This window comes from Micromonospora tarensis (assembly GCF_016803395.1).
In the GTDB taxonomy this organism is placed as follows: domain Bacteria; phylum Actinomycetota; class Actinomycetes; order Mycobacteriales; family Micromonosporaceae; genus Micromonospora; species Micromonospora tarensis.
Window position 1 is genome coordinate 1 of sequence record NZ_JAEVHL010000067.1, and the last position, 15,059, is coordinate 15,059.

Annotated in this window: 13 protein-coding genes, 2 tRNA genes and 4 pseudogenes; 6 read left to right on the top strand and 13 right to left on the bottom strand. The window is 70.7% G+C overall.

Annotation, left to right across the window (positions count from 1 at the left end; all coding sequences use genetic code 11):
* Nucleotides 1–206: 206 nt before the first annotated feature.
* A pseudogene (locus JM949_RS15425) lies at nucleotides 207–724 on the bottom strand (DinB family protein).
* 81 nt (nucleotides 725–805) lie between these two features.
* On the opposite strand from JM949_RS15425, the gene JM949_RS15430 reads away from it, so the two are divergent.
* Nucleotides 806–1,012, top strand: coding sequence for a hypothetical protein (locus JM949_RS15430; RefSeq protein WP_203149169.1), 207 nt, complete (start codon nucleotides 806–808; stop codon nucleotides 1,010–1,012).
* Between the two features lie 9 nt (nucleotides 1,013–1,021).
* Here the strand turns inward: JM949_RS15430 and JM949_RS15435 are convergent, their stop codons facing one another.
* Together JM949_RS15435 and JM949_RS15440 are read right to left on the bottom strand one after the other, a co-directional pair.
* Nucleotides 1,022–2,164 carry a polysaccharide pyruvyl transferase family protein gene (locus JM949_RS15435; protein WP_203149170.1) on the bottom strand — a complete coding sequence of 381 codons (1,143 nt, stop codon included), beginning with the start codon at nucleotides 2,162–2,164 and terminating at the stop codon, nucleotides 1,022–1,024.
* An 82-nt stretch (nucleotides 2,165–2,246) separates the two neighbouring features.
* Nucleotides 2,247–2,723 (bottom strand): GNAT family N-acetyltransferase, encoded by a 477-nt coding sequence (locus JM949_RS15440; protein WP_203149171.1) that lies wholly within the window; start codon nucleotides 2,721–2,723, stop codon nucleotides 2,247–2,249.
* A 98-nt stretch (nucleotides 2,724–2,821) separates the two neighbouring features.
* Between JM949_RS15440 and JM949_RS15445 the strand changes: the two genes are divergently transcribed.
* Nucleotides 2,822–3,064 (top strand): hypothetical protein, encoded by a 243-nt coding sequence (locus JM949_RS15445; RefSeq protein WP_203149172.1) that lies wholly within the window; start codon nucleotides 2,822–2,824, stop codon nucleotides 3,062–3,064.
* On the opposite strand, the gene JM949_RS15450 is transcribed toward JM949_RS15445, so the two are convergent.
* Complete coding sequence (locus JM949_RS15450; protein ID WP_203149173.1) at nucleotides 3,034–3,666, bottom strand: HAD-IA family hydrolase; 633 nt, start codon at nucleotides 3,664–3,666, stop codon at nucleotides 3,034–3,036. The genes JM949_RS15445 and JM949_RS15450 overlap by 31 nt on opposite strands.
* Nucleotides 3,667–3,836: 170 nt before the next feature.
* On the opposite strand from JM949_RS15450, the gene JM949_RS15455 reads away from it, so the two are divergent.
* Nucleotides 3,837–4,580, top strand: coding sequence for an SDR family NAD(P)-dependent oxidoreductase (locus JM949_RS15455; RefSeq protein ID WP_203149174.1), 744 nt, complete (start codon nucleotides 3,837–3,839; stop codon nucleotides 4,578–4,580).
* Between the two features lie 18 nt (nucleotides 4,581–4,598).
* Here the strand turns inward: JM949_RS15455 and JM949_RS15460 are convergent, their stop codons facing one another.
* Nucleotides 4,599–5,165, bottom strand: coding sequence for a hypothetical protein (locus tag JM949_RS15460; protein WP_203149175.1), 567 nt, complete (start codon nucleotides 5,163–5,165; stop codon nucleotides 4,599–4,601).
* Between the two features lie 261 nt (nucleotides 5,166–5,426).
* On the opposite strand from JM949_RS15460, the gene JM949_RS15465 reads away from it, so the two are divergent.
* Both JM949_RS15465 and JM949_RS39725 read left to right on the top strand, forming a co-directional pair.
* Nucleotides 5,427–6,290, top strand: coding sequence for a hypothetical protein (locus tag JM949_RS15465; RefSeq protein WP_203149176.1), 864 nt, complete (start codon nucleotides 5,427–5,429; stop codon nucleotides 6,288–6,290).
* A 1,307-nt stretch (nucleotides 6,291–7,597) separates the two neighbouring features.
* Nucleotides 7,598–7,807, top strand: a pseudogene (locus tag JM949_RS39725) (hypothetical protein); the annotation flags it as partial.
* Between the two features lie 19 nt (nucleotides 7,808–7,826).
* On the opposite strand, the gene JM949_RS15475 reads toward JM949_RS39725, so the two are convergent.
* Both JM949_RS15475 and JM949_RS15480 read right to left on the bottom strand, forming a co-directional pair.
* A complete protein-coding gene (locus JM949_RS15475; RefSeq protein ID WP_109817780.1) occupies nucleotides 7,827–8,606 on the bottom strand; it encodes an alpha/beta fold hydrolase in 780 nt (259 codons plus the stop codon).
* A 3-nt stretch (nucleotides 8,607–8,609) separates the two neighbouring features.
* Nucleotides 8,610–9,548 carry a sigma-70 family RNA polymerase sigma factor gene (locus JM949_RS15480; RefSeq protein WP_203149177.1) on the bottom strand — a complete coding sequence of 313 codons (939 nt, stop codon included), beginning with the start codon at nucleotides 9,546–9,548 and terminating at the stop codon, nucleotides 8,610–8,612.
* A 976-nt stretch (nucleotides 9,549–10,524) separates the two neighbouring features.
* On the opposite strand from JM949_RS15480, the gene JM949_RS15485 reads away from it, so the two are divergent.
* A tRNA-OTHER gene (locus JM949_RS15485) sits at nucleotides 10,525–10,595 on the top strand.
* A 147-nt stretch (nucleotides 10,596–10,742) separates the two neighbouring features.
* On the opposite strand, the gene JM949_RS15490 is transcribed toward JM949_RS15485, so the two are convergent.
* The 6 genes and pseudogenes from JM949_RS15490 to JM949_RS39170 all read right to left on the bottom strand — a co-directional run bounded on the left by JM949_RS15490 (nucleotide 10,743) and on the right by JM949_RS39170 (nucleotide 14,824).
* Nucleotides 10,743–10,814 (bottom strand) — tRNA-Val (locus tag JM949_RS15490).
* A 77-nt stretch (nucleotides 10,815–10,891) separates the two neighbouring features.
* Nucleotides 10,892–11,356, bottom strand: coding sequence for a peroxiredoxin (locus JM949_RS15495; protein WP_203149178.1), 465 nt, complete (start codon nucleotides 11,354–11,356; stop codon nucleotides 10,892–10,894).
* Between the two features lie 87 nt (nucleotides 11,357–11,443).
* A complete protein-coding gene (locus JM949_RS15500; protein WP_203149179.1) occupies nucleotides 11,444–11,881 on the bottom strand; it encodes a DUF3052 domain-containing protein in 438 nt (145 codons plus the stop codon).
* Nucleotides 11,882–11,993: 112 nt separating this feature from the next.
* Nucleotides 11,994–14,030 (bottom strand): annotated as a pseudogene (locus tag JM949_RS15505) (thiamine pyrophosphate-dependent enzyme); the annotation flags it as partial.
* Nucleotides 14,031–14,122: 92 nt separating this feature from the next.
* Nucleotides 14,123–14,468, bottom strand: a pseudogene (locus JM949_RS39730) (transketolase); the annotation flags it as partial.
* A gap of 164 nt (nucleotides 14,469–14,632) precedes the next feature.
* Nucleotides 14,633–14,824: a hypothetical protein gene (locus tag JM949_RS39170; RefSeq protein ID WP_309232168.1), complete on the bottom strand. Its 192-nt coding sequence runs from the start codon at nucleotides 14,822–14,824 to the stop codon at nucleotides 14,633–14,635.
* Nucleotides 14,825–15,059: the final 235 nt, after the last annotated feature.

The following is a 15,059-nucleotide window of genomic DNA, read 5'->3' on the forward strand; positions in this document are numbered from 1 at the left end:
GAAGGGGTGCGGGCGTTCCCGGGCAGGCCGGCCGGTGCGGTCGGCGGCGGTGCGCGGCGCTGTCCTCCGCCCAGACGGCGAGGCCGGCGGTCGAGCCGCCGCCGGGCCGCCACAGCCCGTGGATCGACCAGCACGTACTCCCCCTCGTCGCCGCCCGAGCCTAGGATAGGCGGCCCCGGGCAACACCCGGGTGCGGCACCCGACGGTCAGAGCGCGCCGGTCTCGCCGTCGGTCAACTCGCGCAGGATGTCGGCGTGACCCACGTGCCGGGCCGTCTCCTCGATCAGGTGCACCAGGATCCAGCGCAGCGAGACCTCGCCGAGCTGCGGGTGCGGCACCACATGGTCGAGGTCGAGGCTCGCGGCGACCGCCCGGGACCGGGCGCAGGCCCGCTCGTACCCGTCGACCAGCCCGGCGACGGTGTCCTGGTCGGTGAGCGTGAAGCTGGCCAGCGCGTCCTCCTCCGAGGTGAGGTAGACGTCGCCGGGCTCGGGGGCCAGCAGGGTCGGGAACCAGTTCCGCTCGACCACTGTCAGGTGCTTGACCAGCCCGGCGAGCGTGGTCGCCGTGGGCACCAGCCGGCGGCGGACGTCGGCGTCGGAGAGACCGCGCAGTTTGCGCAGCAGCACGGCACGGTGGAAGTCCAGGAACGATTCCAGCACGGCGCGCTCGTCGCGGTGCGGGCCAGCACCGGACCGAGCGTCGGATCGATGGTGTGCCTCATCAGCCGACCCTAGCCACGGTCGAGCCACCGCGCTGCCCCGCTATCGCTGCGGGCGGGCGGCGCGACGGGCAGGATGGGCGCATGGCTTCCTCCGTGCAGATCCTGCTCGTCGGCGGTGCCGCGGACGGGCAGACGATCACCGTCGAGCTGGACACCAACGGTCGCCCACCGCTGACCCACCACCACCTCGGCGCCGGTGGGCTGGCCGACGCGCAGATCTACGAGTTGGAGACCGCCCGCGAGGAGGCCCGCGAGTGGCGTTACCGGTGGACCGGTCCGGCGGTGTGAACGGCCCGCTCAGACCCGGGTGAGGGCCCTGCTGCGCAGGCTCTCCAGCACCCCCCGGGTGACCTCCGAGGTGCCGCGCGCCTGATCGCACACCTCCGCCACCCGTCGCGCGGTGGCCTCGGCGCGTTGCTCCCGCTCGTCCCAGAGCCGGTCGACCTCGGCCAGCAGCGGCCCCTCCACCTCCCGCTCCACGCCGCGTAGCGCCGGCACCCCGAGCCGCTGGGCCAGGTCGAAGACCTTGCCGGCGTACGGCAGGGGCAGGAACGGTGTGCCGACCATCGCCGCGAAGATGAGGAAGTGCAGGCGCATGCCGACGGCCAGGTCGAAGTGGCGCATCAACCCGAGCACCTGCTGCGGCGAGTAGGTGCCGTGCAGGATCCGGCCCCGCTCGGCGGCGACCATGTGCGACAGCACCCCGTGGGAGTGCCTGATGTCGTCGCGTTCCATCGGCACGAACAGCACGTACGCGTCGATCCGGTGCACCAGGAAGTCACCGATCTGCGCCAACAGCCGGTGGTAGCCGTCCACGTCGAGGCGTTCGGCGGCCCGCCCCGGCTCCCGCACGCTGATCCCGACCAGCCGCTTACCGACCGGCACCCCCTCCTCGGCCAGCAGGTGGGTCGGGAACTCCTCCGGTTGCAGCAGGAACGCCGGGTCCGCGGTGACCGTGATCGGGTTGAGCAGACCCGCCTCCTCCAGCACCATCCGGGACTCCTGGTCCCGGACGGTCACCTGGGTCGCGCCGGAGAGCGTCTCCCGGACCATGCCGGTGTCCACCGCCTCACCGAGCGGCCCGACCCCCACCGCGTACGTGATCAGCGGCAGGCCCCGCTCCTGGGCGACCCGGACCACCCGCAGGTAGCGGCGGGCCTCCCGGTCGTAGAGGATGCCGCCGCCGCCCAGGATGAGCAGGTCGAGCTGGGCCAGGACCAGGGCGGAGTCGGTGCGGCTGACGCCCTCCCAGGGCACCGCCTCGACGTCGGGGTGGGCGGCCCGGGTGTGCGCCGGGTTGCGGGAGAAGACGATGATCCGGGCGTTCGGCTCCTGCGTCCGCAGATCGGTGAGCAGGCCGGTGAGGATCGCCTCGTCGCCGAGGTTTCGCCCACCGTACGAACCGAGCACACCGATGGTCAGTCCGGCGCCGTGCGTCATCCGTCGCTCCTCCCCAGGTGCGGTCCGGGCGGGTTTCCCGCTGGGCAGGTGAACAGTCCTGCCCGGGGGACCGCCGCACCGCTCAGCTCCCCGGGAGGATCCGCTTCGCCATCTGCTGCGAGGTGACCTCGAAACCCAGACTCCGGTAGAGCCCGATCCCCACGGTGTTGCTGCCGAACACGTTCAGACCCAGCTCCGGCACCCCGAGCTGGGCGAGTTCCGCCTCGATGAGCTGGATCATCCGCCGTGCGTGGCCTTGTCCCCGGTGTTCCGGGCGCACCTCGATGTTGTGGATCCAGGCCCGTGACTCGCCCGGCTTCGGCACGGTCACCCAGATCCAGCCGACCTCGGTGTCGCCGACCCTGGCCAGGCGCAGCAGCGCCCCCTCGGTGGCCACGCCCGCCGGCAGCGACTCCCGGATCTGGTCGGCCGACCGCTGCCGGGCCGCGGCCGGGGTCATCCCCCGGTGGGCCACCAGGTCCCCGGCGAACTCCTCCTCCAGCGGGACCAGCAGGCGGGCCAGTTCCGCCGCCGTCACCGGCGTCAGCGTCAACTCCACAGCGCCTCCCTCTTCGTCGTCCTCGGCCGGTAGTGCGGCAGACCAGACACGGACACGGACACGGTAGAGCCTGACCGACCTCCGTCACCCCGGACCAGTTGCAGGGCCGCGTCGCCGCGACGATCACGTTTGCCGGCATGGGCCTCACCCCGCTCGGTTCGCTGTGCGGCGGCTTTCTCGCTGGCGAGTGGGGACTGCGCGGCACCCTGCTGGTCACGGCCGCCGGCATGGTGGTGTCGCCGCTGCTGATGGCCCTGTCCCCGCTGGCACGGCTGGGACGGCAACTTCCATCGCCGGGCCTTCCGGTGGGTCAGGGCGTCGCGCAGGCCGACGTGAGCTGACGCGCCAACTGCGCCAGGTCGTCGAGACGCAGATCGCCGTCGAGCCCCTTCAGCGCGGCCGTCATCGCGCCGGCGGCCCGCCCGGCCCGCAGCCCGACCTCGGCGTCCTCGACGACGAGGCACCGCGCCACGGGTACGCCCAACAGCGCGGCGGCCCGCAGGTAGCCCTCCGGGTCCGGTTTGCCGACGCGCACGTCCTCCACAGTGACCAGCACGGGCGCGACGATGCCAGCCGCGCCGAGCCGTGCCTCGGCCAGCCGGGCGTCCGCGCTGGTCACCACCGCCCAGGGCAGCCCCATCCGGACCAGCTCGCGCAGCAGTTCGGGCGCCCCGGGGGTGGCCGTCACGTCGGACAGGTCGTCGTACTGCAACGCCAACTGCCGGGCCGCCGCGGTGGCGACCGTGCTGTCGTCGAGCGCGGGCAGCAGCCGGCGGATGGTCCGGTCGGCCGGGCTGCCGTGCGCGATCGCCAGTGCGGCGGCGGGGTCCACGGCGTACTCGACGGCCCACCGCTGCCAGGCCCGCTCCACGGCGGCGTCGGAGTCGACGAGGGTGCCGTCCATGTCGAACAGCACCGCGCCGATGTCTGCCAGTCCCGCCATCACTCACGCTCCCCGAGTCGTTCGGCCGCCAGAATCAGCACCATCCTCGCCCACCCTGACATCCGGGCGACTCGACGGGTCCCGAGGTCGCGGGTATCGGACCTGGCGCTGGGAGCGAGGGGTCTGATAGCCGCCAGACAGGCGATCGGCCCGGCCACATGATCGTTTGCATGACGATGACACTCAACGACAAGGTGGCAGTGGTGACCGGGGGCTCCCGGGGCATCGGAGCCGGCATCGCCCTGCGCCTGGCCCAGGACGGTGCTGACGTGGCGCTGACCTACCGGCAGGACGCGGACCGGGCCGCGACAGTGGTCAAGCAGATCGAGGCGCTGGGCCGCAGGGCGGTGGCGATCCAGGCGGACGGCGTCGACCCCACCGCCGTCGGGGACGCGGTCGACCGGGTGGCCACCGAACTGGGTCGGCTGGACATCCTGGTGAACAACGCCGCGGTGTTCCCGGTCGGCCCGATGGACGAGCTCGACATGACGGAGGTGGAGCAGACGATCGCGGTGAACATCCGGGCACCGTACGTCGCCGTGCGGGCGGCGTTGCGGCACCTGAGCGCGGGCGGGCGCATCATCAGCATCGGCAGCAACGTCGGTGAGCGGGCGGTCTTTCCCGGGCTGACGCTCTATGCGATGAGCAAGACCGCCCTGGTCGGGTTGACCCGGGCGCTGGCCCGCGAACTGGGCCCCCGGCACATCACCGTCAACCTGGTCAACCCCGGGCCGACGGACACCGACGCCAACCCGGCGGACGGGCCGAACGCGGCGACCATCGCCGGGTTCACCGCGCTCGGCCGGTTCGCCCTCCCCGCCGACATCGCGGCGACCGTCGCGCACCTGGCCAGCCCCGAAGCCGGCTACCTGACCGGCGCGGTGGTCAACGTGGACGGCGGCTTCACCAGCTGAGCATCCGGGGCGCGCCGGTCACCGTCCGGCGCGCCCGTCCGCGTCGGGATCCAGCACCTGACGTACCGCGTCGACAAACGTGATGCGACGGTTCGTCCGTACCTCGATCGCGGCGAGCCAGCGCTCCCGGTGCCGGTCCCGCAGCGGCGCGTCCGCGGCACCCGGCTCGGCACCGAACCGGCGCTGGTCGGCGTACTCAGCGGTGAGGCTGGTCAGCACGACCCGGCCGGCCGCCGCGACCGTTTCCGGGCCGGCCAGCAACACCAGGTTGTACGTTTCGTCCACGGCGCGCATCGCCGCGTACGTCTCGTCGTAGCCGGGTGCCGGCTCACCCCCGCCGACGTCCAGCCACCGCCGGTCCAACTGCCGGTACGCCTGGTCGCAGGCGCCCAGGAACCCGACGTACGCGTCCCGCCGCAGCTCGTCGCGGCGGGTCGCCCACCGCTCGGCACTCTCCTGCCGGGCGACGGTGAGGTGGTGGGCCAACTGCCGGCGGGTGCTGCGCGCGCCGACCAGCCCGGTCAGGGCGGCGGCGGCCAACGTGGACAGCGAGGTGATCAGCGCGACGGCGACGGTGTCCTGCACCAGGACATCATGACGATGCCCGCCGCGGCGCGACGCGGCGACGTACCCGTGCGGCGACGCGGAAACGGGGTCACCTTCCGTGCACAAGATTGATACGGTCGCGGTTCCCCTTGATCGAATAGAGGACTCCCCCGCATGGCCGACACCAGGCCCGACCCCGACGCGACCCCTGGTCCGGTTCCAGGTCCGGCCGAGGTGAGCCCTCCTCCGGTTCCAGGTCCGGCCGAGGTGAGCCCTCCTCCGGTTCCAGGTCCGGCCGAGGTGAGCCCTCCTCCGGTGCCGGGTCCGGCTGCTGGTGCGGCCGCGACGCCGCCGGACGAGCCGACCGCACCGGCGGCTCCGGTCACCGGCGCGGACGTCCCGCCGACCGGGTGGCCTCCCGCGCCCACACCGTCCGCCCAGTCCAACAACACCAGCATCATCGTCGCCGTGGTGGCGGGCTTCGTGGTGCTGGTGCTGCTGGCCTGCGTCGGGTTGGTCGGCGGCTTCTTCCTGCTGCGGGCTGAGGAGAACCCGACGGCCAGCCCGTCGTCCCGCGCCCCGCTGTCGCCCACCGACGGCCGCAGCCCCAGCCCGTTCGCTCAGCCCGACGAGAGCGAGGAGCCGGTGGCGCAGGGGCCGCAGGCCAGCGCGTACCCAGCGGAGAAGATCGAGGACCTCAACCGGGTGTGCGACGACGACGTCTACTACCCCGAGCTGCCGAAACGTGCCGGCAAGGCGCCGCACCCGGTCGTGCTGCTCCTCTCGGACGCGTCGGGCCTGCGCTACCAGGACAGCGGCTACTACTACGACCTGGGCCTGTCGAAGAAGGTCGAGGAGACCTGGGCCACGGATGATCCCCGGAAGGTGCAGTTGGTCGCCTGCCTCGACCAGACCAAGACCGGCTCGACGATCCGCACCTGCAAGTTCGACGAGCCGAAGCCGCAGTCGCTGCCGCTGGTACGGACGACGTGGCGGCTCCGGGTCATCGAGGCGGCGACCGGCCGCGCACTGCTGACCAAGACCCTGGCCGGCGATGACCAGATGTGCCCGTTCGTCGTCATGGTCGGGATCGACAAGAAGGTCTATTCGAAGGTCAGCAATCGGGCGGCGATCGCCGCGCTGCGGAACCTGGTGACCAAGTAGCAGGTGACGAGGTCGAGGAGAACCGGTGGAGGGTGGGCGCGGCAGGTTTCGAACCTGCGGCCCCCTCGCTTGTCGGTGTTGGCCGCTTCGCCCAGGCGCGTTCCCGCACGCCCCCGACATCGGCCGCCGATCCGTAGCCTGCTGTCACCGGCCCCTGGCGTCCAGCCTGTTGCGCTCGACATTCACCTTTGTTGAGACCATGTCGCGACTGAGCAGGGCGGCCCGCCGGCTGAGCAGACGTGGAGGGCCTCTCGACGGTCCCCCACGTCGCCCGAATGTCGACTGCGCTAGTTACTCAGCGTACTTGTGAACCAGGAAGCAAAAGCCACCAGAGCCGCAAGGCAGGCCGCGACCGCGCTCAGGATGGCCGCCACATCCGTCACTGACCATTCCTTCCGCTCGCGCTTCCGCCGGGTTGGCCGAAGCCTCTTGCGTCTCACACTCGTTACGTTCATTGGACCTGCGCTCCTGTTTAGGTGTCAGTGCAGGTTGGGGGCGGCACCCCGGGCCCGCGAAGCCATCGGTGCCGCCCCTTCCCATGCGCGCGGTTGCCCGCCCATTCACAAACGACCCAAGCGCAGGAGGGTCACCCGTCTCCTTGGTCCGGAATGAGAAGACTGAGTGCGACGAATCGTGCCCGTTTTATTCCGATACGAGAGCCTCAGACGGACAGGTTGTGCGACGAAATGCACCATGCAAATTGCATTTAGCATGCAATTTGTGGGTGCTTGCCATGATTTGCCTGCTCGACGACGAGCCAAGGTGCATGGCTTGTGCGATCGCCCGATCCGACTCGGCAGCCGCCACTTAAAGGCATTGAGATCAGGATCACATTCCCCGCCATGGAACTTGCTCATTGATCGAGCACACAGTCAGCCCGCACGATCAGTTAGTCATGGTTCAGTTACTCTGAGTAGTGAGGCCGGGGCGGTCAGGTCGGGTGACGGTGGCGTCGGAGCATCTGACTCAATGGGACGGACCAGCGGCGCCAGTTGCCGCCGTGCAGGCCTTGACCGCTCACTGCGGGCCGCTCGAAGGGCACGGTTGGCTTCCCTGCGGCCACGCGGGGCGTCGGCACGCTAGGGCGGTGCGGGCGAGGGTGGCCTTAGCCGCAGCGATGGCCGCCCCGATCACGGCTCGTTGCTGTCGACAGCCACTTCCGGTGCGAGGGTGAACGCGTGGGACTGAACAAGGAGACCGCAGGCCGGTTTGCCGAAGCACTCCGGTTTGCTGGCCGCCTCGTCGACTGGGCCCGCGACCTGCTACGCACCACCATCGAGATCGTTCGCAAACCCGCTGACCAGCGCGGCTTCGCCGTGCAGCCCCGCCGTTGGGTCGTGGAACGCACCCTGGCCTGGCTCACCGCCCACCGCCGCCTCGCCCGCGACTACGAAACCCATGCCGCCACGTCAGAAGCCATGGTCCGCTGGGCCGCCATCGGCGGCATGCTGCACCGCCTCACCCGAGGTGGGCCCGCGACCCGTCAACAACGCCGCACCTTCAACACACCCGGCTAACGCAGATGTAAACGCCTTCTTAGATCTGCAAACTGCCGGACGCTTTCGAAGTGGTGTGGTGGGCACGTGCAATCGGCATGTACGTAGGGACGGCGTCCGTGGTCAGGAACGTCAGGACCATGGTGCGCACCGTCTCGGCGTGTTCCAGCAGCAGCAGATGGCTGGCGTTCGGCAGCACGGCCAGCTCGGCAGTCGGTAGCGTCCGGTAGAGCGCCACCGTGTGATCGAGCGTGACCAGGTCGTCGTCGCCGGCTAGGACGAGGGTCCGGGCCGTAACGGCGTGCAGGTCGTCCGGGTCTGGGCTCGGCTCGGTCGCGACGGCATGGACGATTTTGTCGATGACAACCGGGAAGTGGTCACGGCCGTCTGGCGACACCTCGGCGTAGGCGTCAACGATTTCGGTGGGCATCGCACCACCCGCCTGTGGCTTGAAGATCAGTCCGTCAAGGTCGTAGGCGGTGCTGATTAGGACGAGGCGCTCGACCAGGTCAGTGCGGCGCATCGCTACCCGCAGCGCTACTGTGCCGCCAGCGCTGTATCCCACCAGCCGGGCTGGACCGCCGACCGTTCTTTCCAGGAACGCGATTGTGTCCTGTGCCATCAGCTCGATGGTGAGCGGGCCGGGCGCATCCGGTGTGCGGCCATGGCCGCGCCGGTCGGGCAGGTAAGTCTTGAACGTGTCGGCAAGCCCGTCGAGGTTGCCGGTGAAGCAGCGGCTGTCGGTCATCCCGCCGTGTAGCAGCACTACTGGGTCACCCGCGCCGCGCTCGTCATGCCACATGTCAACGATGTCGTTCATGCACTACATACGCGACGACGGCTCCAAACTCATCGGCAGGCCGAACACCGGGAACAGGGACGGTTCGAGGTACGTCGTCACGCCCGCGATCAGTCCGTCGCGACAATCCAGGATGACCAGGCCCAACGCCTCCCCGTCGCGATACTGAGCAACCGTTGGTGACCCGTTGGCCGCAGAACGGACCAGCCGGTCATCGCCACACACACCGGCCGCGCCCAGCAGGGCAGCACGGATCGCGGCGCGTCCCTCGAGCCACCACGCGAACGGCGGCATCGACATCGTCGCGTCCTCGCGGAGCAGCGCCACCAGGCCGTCGACGTCGGAAGTGGTGAACGCCTGGACGTACCGCTTGAGTAGATTCTCGTCGATCTCGCCGCTCCCGCCGGGTGGGCGCCGCGTGGATATGGTGGCCCGCGCGCGTTGCAGAGCGCTGTTAATCGCAGACGGGCTGCTGTCGAGCAGTCCGGCTACCTCTTCTGCCGACCAGCAGAGCACCTCACGCAGAATGAGCACCGCCCGCTGGCGTGGCGGCAGGTACTGCAGGGCAGCGACGAACGCCAGCCGGATCGTCTCGCGCTGCACGGCCAGCTCGGCCGGGTCGCTGTCGATGGACAGCACAAGCCGGTCAGGAATTGGTTGTACGAAGGTGGCGGCGCCCAACGGCGCACCGAGGTTCCCCCCGGCGGGCGAGGCCGGGCCGAGGTCCATCGCGAGCGCGCGCCGCTGGACGCTACGGGTCATGTCGAGGCAGACGTTGGTAGCGATCCGGTGCAACCAGGTGCGCAGACCAGCTTTGCGCTCGTCGAATCGGTCGGCGTTTTTCCAAGCGCGGTACAGGGTCTCCTGGACGGCGTCCTCGGCCTCGGCGGCGCAGCCGAGCATGCGGTAGCAGTAGCCGGTCAATTCGACCCGGTACGCTTCCGAACGATCCTCGAACACCACAGGTCCACGCTAATTACCGCTTCCGGAACCCCTTGACGCGGGGCCGCCAACGGCATTGCAACTGGTTACGGCGCGTGCGCGGCAAGGACGGCAAGGTCGTCCTCGTTCCGCTGCGAACTGCGGTCGCCCGAGCTGTCCTGTACGCCGCCACCGCCGGCTCAAGCACCTCGTCCACTCGGCGCGGATCTCAATGCAGAGGATGCGCACCCCACATGCTGTGCCACCGGTATGCACCACGTACAAGATGGCGTCGATGACGGCCCCGCAGGCGTGCTTCTCTGGCCTGCCCATCCACTGCGTTAACGACAGCATTGGCTCGATGATCTCCCACCCGGCGTCGGTCAGGTCAGACGGATACCGCCGCACTCGATCCACGCCTGTCTACCGACCCAGTCACCCTCACCGACCAAACCCACTGTGCGACACACCCGGCCAACCCACAAACCAAACGCGCTCTGAGAGACGCAGGCGGCGCGAGGCGCCGACGGTCAGGCGACCAGGCAGGCGACGAGGCAACGTTCACTCCCAGTGAGGGTCGGGACTTCCCATGGTGAAGGAACCTGGCAACCTCGTCGCCTCGCATCACTCGTGCAGTTCCACCGACGGCCACGGCACGACCAACGTCGTCCCGTGCCCGTACACCGTCACCCAGCGACTGCTGGATCTTCGTAGACATGCGACCGCGCGGGTGCTGGCGTGCGTCCATCACCGCAGCCGCCGTCGATGACCACAAGCTCGGTAGGTGGCGCGGCTAACCGCAGTCCCAGCACACGTATGCCGCCCACCCGCAAGGGACCGGGCGTCTTGTTCGTACGCAACCACAACGACATAGGGGCGTAGCTCAGCGGCAGAGCAGCGGCCTCCAGAACCGCCGGTCGCAGAGATCGCCAAGTGCGAGGTTCGATGCGCGAACTGCCACCAGCGTAGGACGGCTGCACAATTCGGCTGGCTTCGCGCTGCGCTTGCGCATCAGCACGCGGTACTAGCTCAACAGGCAGAGTAGCTGGCTTCACCCAGCAAGTCGGGGTTCGAGTCCCCGATACCGCTCGACGGGGCAGGGAGTGGGGCGGCGGACGCCGCGAGACCAACGGCCGGTTGCGCAACCCGGTCGACGGCCGGCGCGGGGTAGCCCCCCGAGTCAGCGCGGAGGCCATCACCCCTGTCCCCTGCCCCGCTCATTCGTTGGTGAGGTTGTGGGCGCGGCAGGTTTCGAACCTGCGACCCCTCGCTTGTAAGGCGAGTGCTCTCCCACTGAGCTACGCGCCCGGAACGCCCGTGCGGCGGGCCGGTGGCTGGCAAGCTTACCCTGCCCACCGCCGGCGCGGGCGCGAGGCGTACCCCGGTCAGCTGGTCGCTTCGGCGAGGGCCTTGCGCCAGCCCTGCTGGTCGCGGGCCTCGCCCGGGCCGTTCAGCTCGGCGAACCGGACCAGGCCGGACTTGTCGATGACGAAGGTGCCCCGGTTGGCGAAGCCGGCCACGTCGTTGAAGACCCCGTACGCCTGGGCGACGCCACCGTGTGGCCAGAAGTCGGCGAGCATGGGGAACTGGTAGCCCTCCCGGTCGGCCCAGATCTTGTGGCTGTAGACCGAGTCGACGCTCACCGTCAACACCTGGACGTCGTCGTTCACGTACTCGTCGAGGTTGTCCCGGATCTCGTGCAGCTCGCCCTGGCAGGTGCCGGTGAAGGCGAGCGGGTAGAAGACCAGCAGCACGGTACGCCTGCCCCGGAAGTGCGAGAGCCGGACCTCCTGGTTGTTCTGGTCCTTCAGCACGAAGTCCGGCGCCTCGGCGCCAACCTCGATGGGCATGCGGCTCTCCTCGGATCGAGTTGGCGAGACGGCACCAGTCCGCCACCCGGCGGTGGGCGGACCGCCGGGCGAGCGAAGCGGCGTCTGCTACTTCTTGGCCTTGGCCCCTCGGCGCAGCACCAGACGTGCCCCGCTCCAGTCCCGGCCGGCGTTGACGGTCGAGGTCTGCTGAAGGCCAGCGGTGGGCGCGGACTCCGCGACCTCGCTCGGCTCGACGTGCCCCGCACGCCCTGCCTTCGGGGTGAGCAGCCACACGACCCCGTTGTCGGCCAGCGGGCCGAGGGCGTCGACGAGCAGCTCGAAGAGGTCACCGTCGCCATCCCGGTACCACACCAGCACCGCGTCGACCACCTCATCGGTGTCCTCGTCGACCAGATCTCCACAGCGGTCGGTCAGGGCGTCCCGGAGATCCTGGTCGACGTCGTCGTCGTACCCCATCTCCATGACGACCATCCCCGGTTCGATCCCGAACCGGTCCGCCAGGCTGCGTACCCCGTCGGCGGCCTGACCAGCGGTCGCGCTCACTGTCGCGTGCCTCCTCATCTCGTCCCTGCTCGCGGCGTCGGTGCGACGCCGTCAGGCAAAGTCCACACACTTGTGCGTCCCCGCGCAAGTGGCGCACCGGGTGGAACGGAATTTACCGTGCCAGCAGCGTACGGGCACCGTCGGTAATGGCTTCCGCGGAGACCAGAACCTGACGCGCTGCCGGACCTAATGGTACAAACGAGTCAACTCCGGCTACTCGGCGCGCTGCACCGACATATCCGGCGTCGACCAGCGCGGCGATCACTCCCTCGCCGACCCCGCCGGAACGGCGCGTCTCGTCCACGACCAGCACCCGGCCGGTCGCCGAGGCCTCCCGGATGATGTCCGCGACCGGCAGCGGGGCCAGCCAGCGCAGGTCCACCACCCGGGTGCCCACGCCCTCCTCGGCGAGCACCGCCGCCGCCCGCAGCGACATCCGCACCCCGTTACCGAAGGTGAGGATGGTGAGGTCGTCCGCCGAACCGACCCGGTAGACCCGGGCTCGCCCGATCGGCACGTGCCCGGACACCCACTCGCCCGGCTCCGGATAGCCGGCCAGCCACTCCCCGTCGCCGTCGGCGTACAGGTCGCGGGTGTGGTAGAGCGCGATCGGCTCCAGGAACACGCAGACGCTGCCGTCCACGGCCGCGCTCGCCAGGCAGGTCCGCAGCATGGGCGCGGCGTCGTCCGGCCGCGCCGGCACCGCGACCACCAGACCGGGCACATCCCGGAGTACGGCCACCGAGTTGTCGTTGTGGAAGTGCCCGCCGAACCCCTCCTGGTACGCCAGCCCCGCCACCCGCACCACCATCGGGTTACGGAACGCGCCCTGCGAGAAGAACCGCATGGTGGCCGCCTCACCGCGCAGCTGGTCCTCGGCGTTGTGCAGGTACGCCAGGTACTGAATCTCCGGCACCGGCAGCATCCCGGCCAACCCGGCGCCGAGACCCAGCCCGAGCACCGACGTCTCGTCGAGCAGGGTGTCGAAGACCCGGGCCGCCCCGAACCGGTCGCGCAGCCCCTTCGTCACCCCGTACACGCCGCCCTTGGCGGCCACGTCCTCACCGAAGATCGCCATCTGCGGGTGGTCGAGCATGCCGTCCGCGAGCGCCGCGTTGATGCTCTGCGCCAGGGTCATCGGCCCGGCCAGCTCGGGCGGCTTACCGCCGAACGCCTCCGCCCGGGCAGCCGCGCCCGGTCCGCTGGCCCGCGCCGCGGCGTCGGCCACCGCCCTCGCCACCCGCACCGGACGGCGGGGCGCCAGCGCCGACACCACCTCGGCGGCCGAGGTCAGCTTCGGCTCGACCAGCACCTCCTCGGCCAGCCGGCGTACCTGCCAGCCGGTCTCGTCGTACCGGGCCAGCAGCTCCTCGCCGGTCGCCACCCCGGCGTCGACAAGCAGCCGCGCGGTGGCGGCCACCGGGTCCCGGTCCAGGTCCTCGGCCAGCTCGGCCGGGCTCCGGTACGCCGACTCGGCATCCGCCCCGGCGTGCCCCATCAGCCGTACGGTGCGCAGGTGCAGCACGGCCGGACGCCGGTTGCGGCGCACCCAGGCCGCCGCCTCCGCCGCCACCGCGTACGTCCGCACCGGGTCGGTCCCGTCCGCAGTGAAGTAGCGGATGCCCGGCTTGGCCCGCAGCGTCGCCTCGACCCAGCCCTCCGGCGAGCGGACGCTGATGCCCAGCCCGTTGTCCTCGCAGACGAAGAGCACCGGAATGCGCAGCCCGGCGTGGTCGTACCAGCCGGCGGTGTTGAAGGCGGCGGTGGCGCTGGCGTGGTTGACCGAGGCGTCACCGAAGGAGCAGACCACTATCGCGTCCGGCGGCCACGGGGCGTGCGCGGCACCCGCACCACTACCCACCCGCACCCCGGCCCCGGTACGCCGCCCGGCGCTGTCCAGCCGGCGCAACCGCTCCACTGCCAGCCCCATCCCGACCGCGCGGGGCAGGTGCGAGGCGATGGTGGAGGTGGTCGGCACCACGGCCAGGTCGGCGCGGCCGAACACCTTGTGCCGGCCACCGGCGATCGGCTCCTGACTGGACGCGACCATCCCGCGCAGCACGTCCCGGGCCGCGTCCGCATACACCGCGAATCCGCTGACAGCCGCGCCGTCCGTGGACGCGGACGACTCGGGGTCGGTGGCCGGTGCCGGGTCGGTGGCCCGCTCGGCGACCGGCTCCGGTCCGGTGGTCGGCACGAGCTCGGCGGCGAGCGCCGGGTCGGCGGAGAGTGCCGGGTCGGCGGCGGACTGAGCGGCGCGGAGGCAGTAGAACGCGCCGGAGCGGTAGTGCAGCAGCGCCGGATCGGTGGGCCGCAGCGCGGCGGCGACAGCGGCGTTGCTCTCGTGCCCGGCCGAGCCGATCGTGTAGAAACCCTCCCCGAAGCTGCGCAACCAGCGGCCGGCCAGGTCGAGCTGCCGGCTGGTCAGCTGGGCGTCGAACAGGTCGAGCAGCCGCGCGCCGGTCAGCGGGGCGTCGTCGGTGACCGGGTCGGCGGGGTCACGCCGCCGCTGCGGGGCGGGCAGCGCCGCCAGCATCTCCCGGAACCGGTCGTCGAGATCTTGCGGGGTGGTCACGTCGGACAGCATTACCGACGGAAGCCCTGCTCGCCCAGTGGGACACGGCCGCCGCCGGTCGACTCACGTTGGCCCGCAGGGCTCCGGACAGCCACCGTCGGAGAGCTTCCGGACCAGGTCACGAAGGGTGCTCAGCTCCCCGTCGGTCAGCCCGGACAGGAGTCAGGAGTCGGACATCACCTCGAGGGGTCCGGGTCCAACTCCTGCAGCGCCCGGGCCGCCGCCGGGGTGAGCCCCAACTCGGCGAACGCGGAGCCCTGCCGGTGTCGCAGAGCGTCGGTGACGTGGGTCATCCGGCGCACCACATCGACGGCGAGACCAGCGCGGTCCGCCCGTTCACCTGCGGCGGGACCCACCTCCTGCGGCACGGCCACATCGTACGCAGTGCCGGGCATCGTCGGTCACTGCCCGGCCGCATCACCCCGTCGGACGACTGTCGGCGCGGATCGACGGCGGCCATCGGTGTTCGACTGTCGGCGACGAGCAGGGCCACTCACTGTCACCTGTCGGCCATCGGCGCTCGCGAGGCTCCCCAAGTCACACAGATCGGATTCTGGGGAGGATTCGTGTCACTGTCCCGACGTACCATCTGCTGTCCGGCGC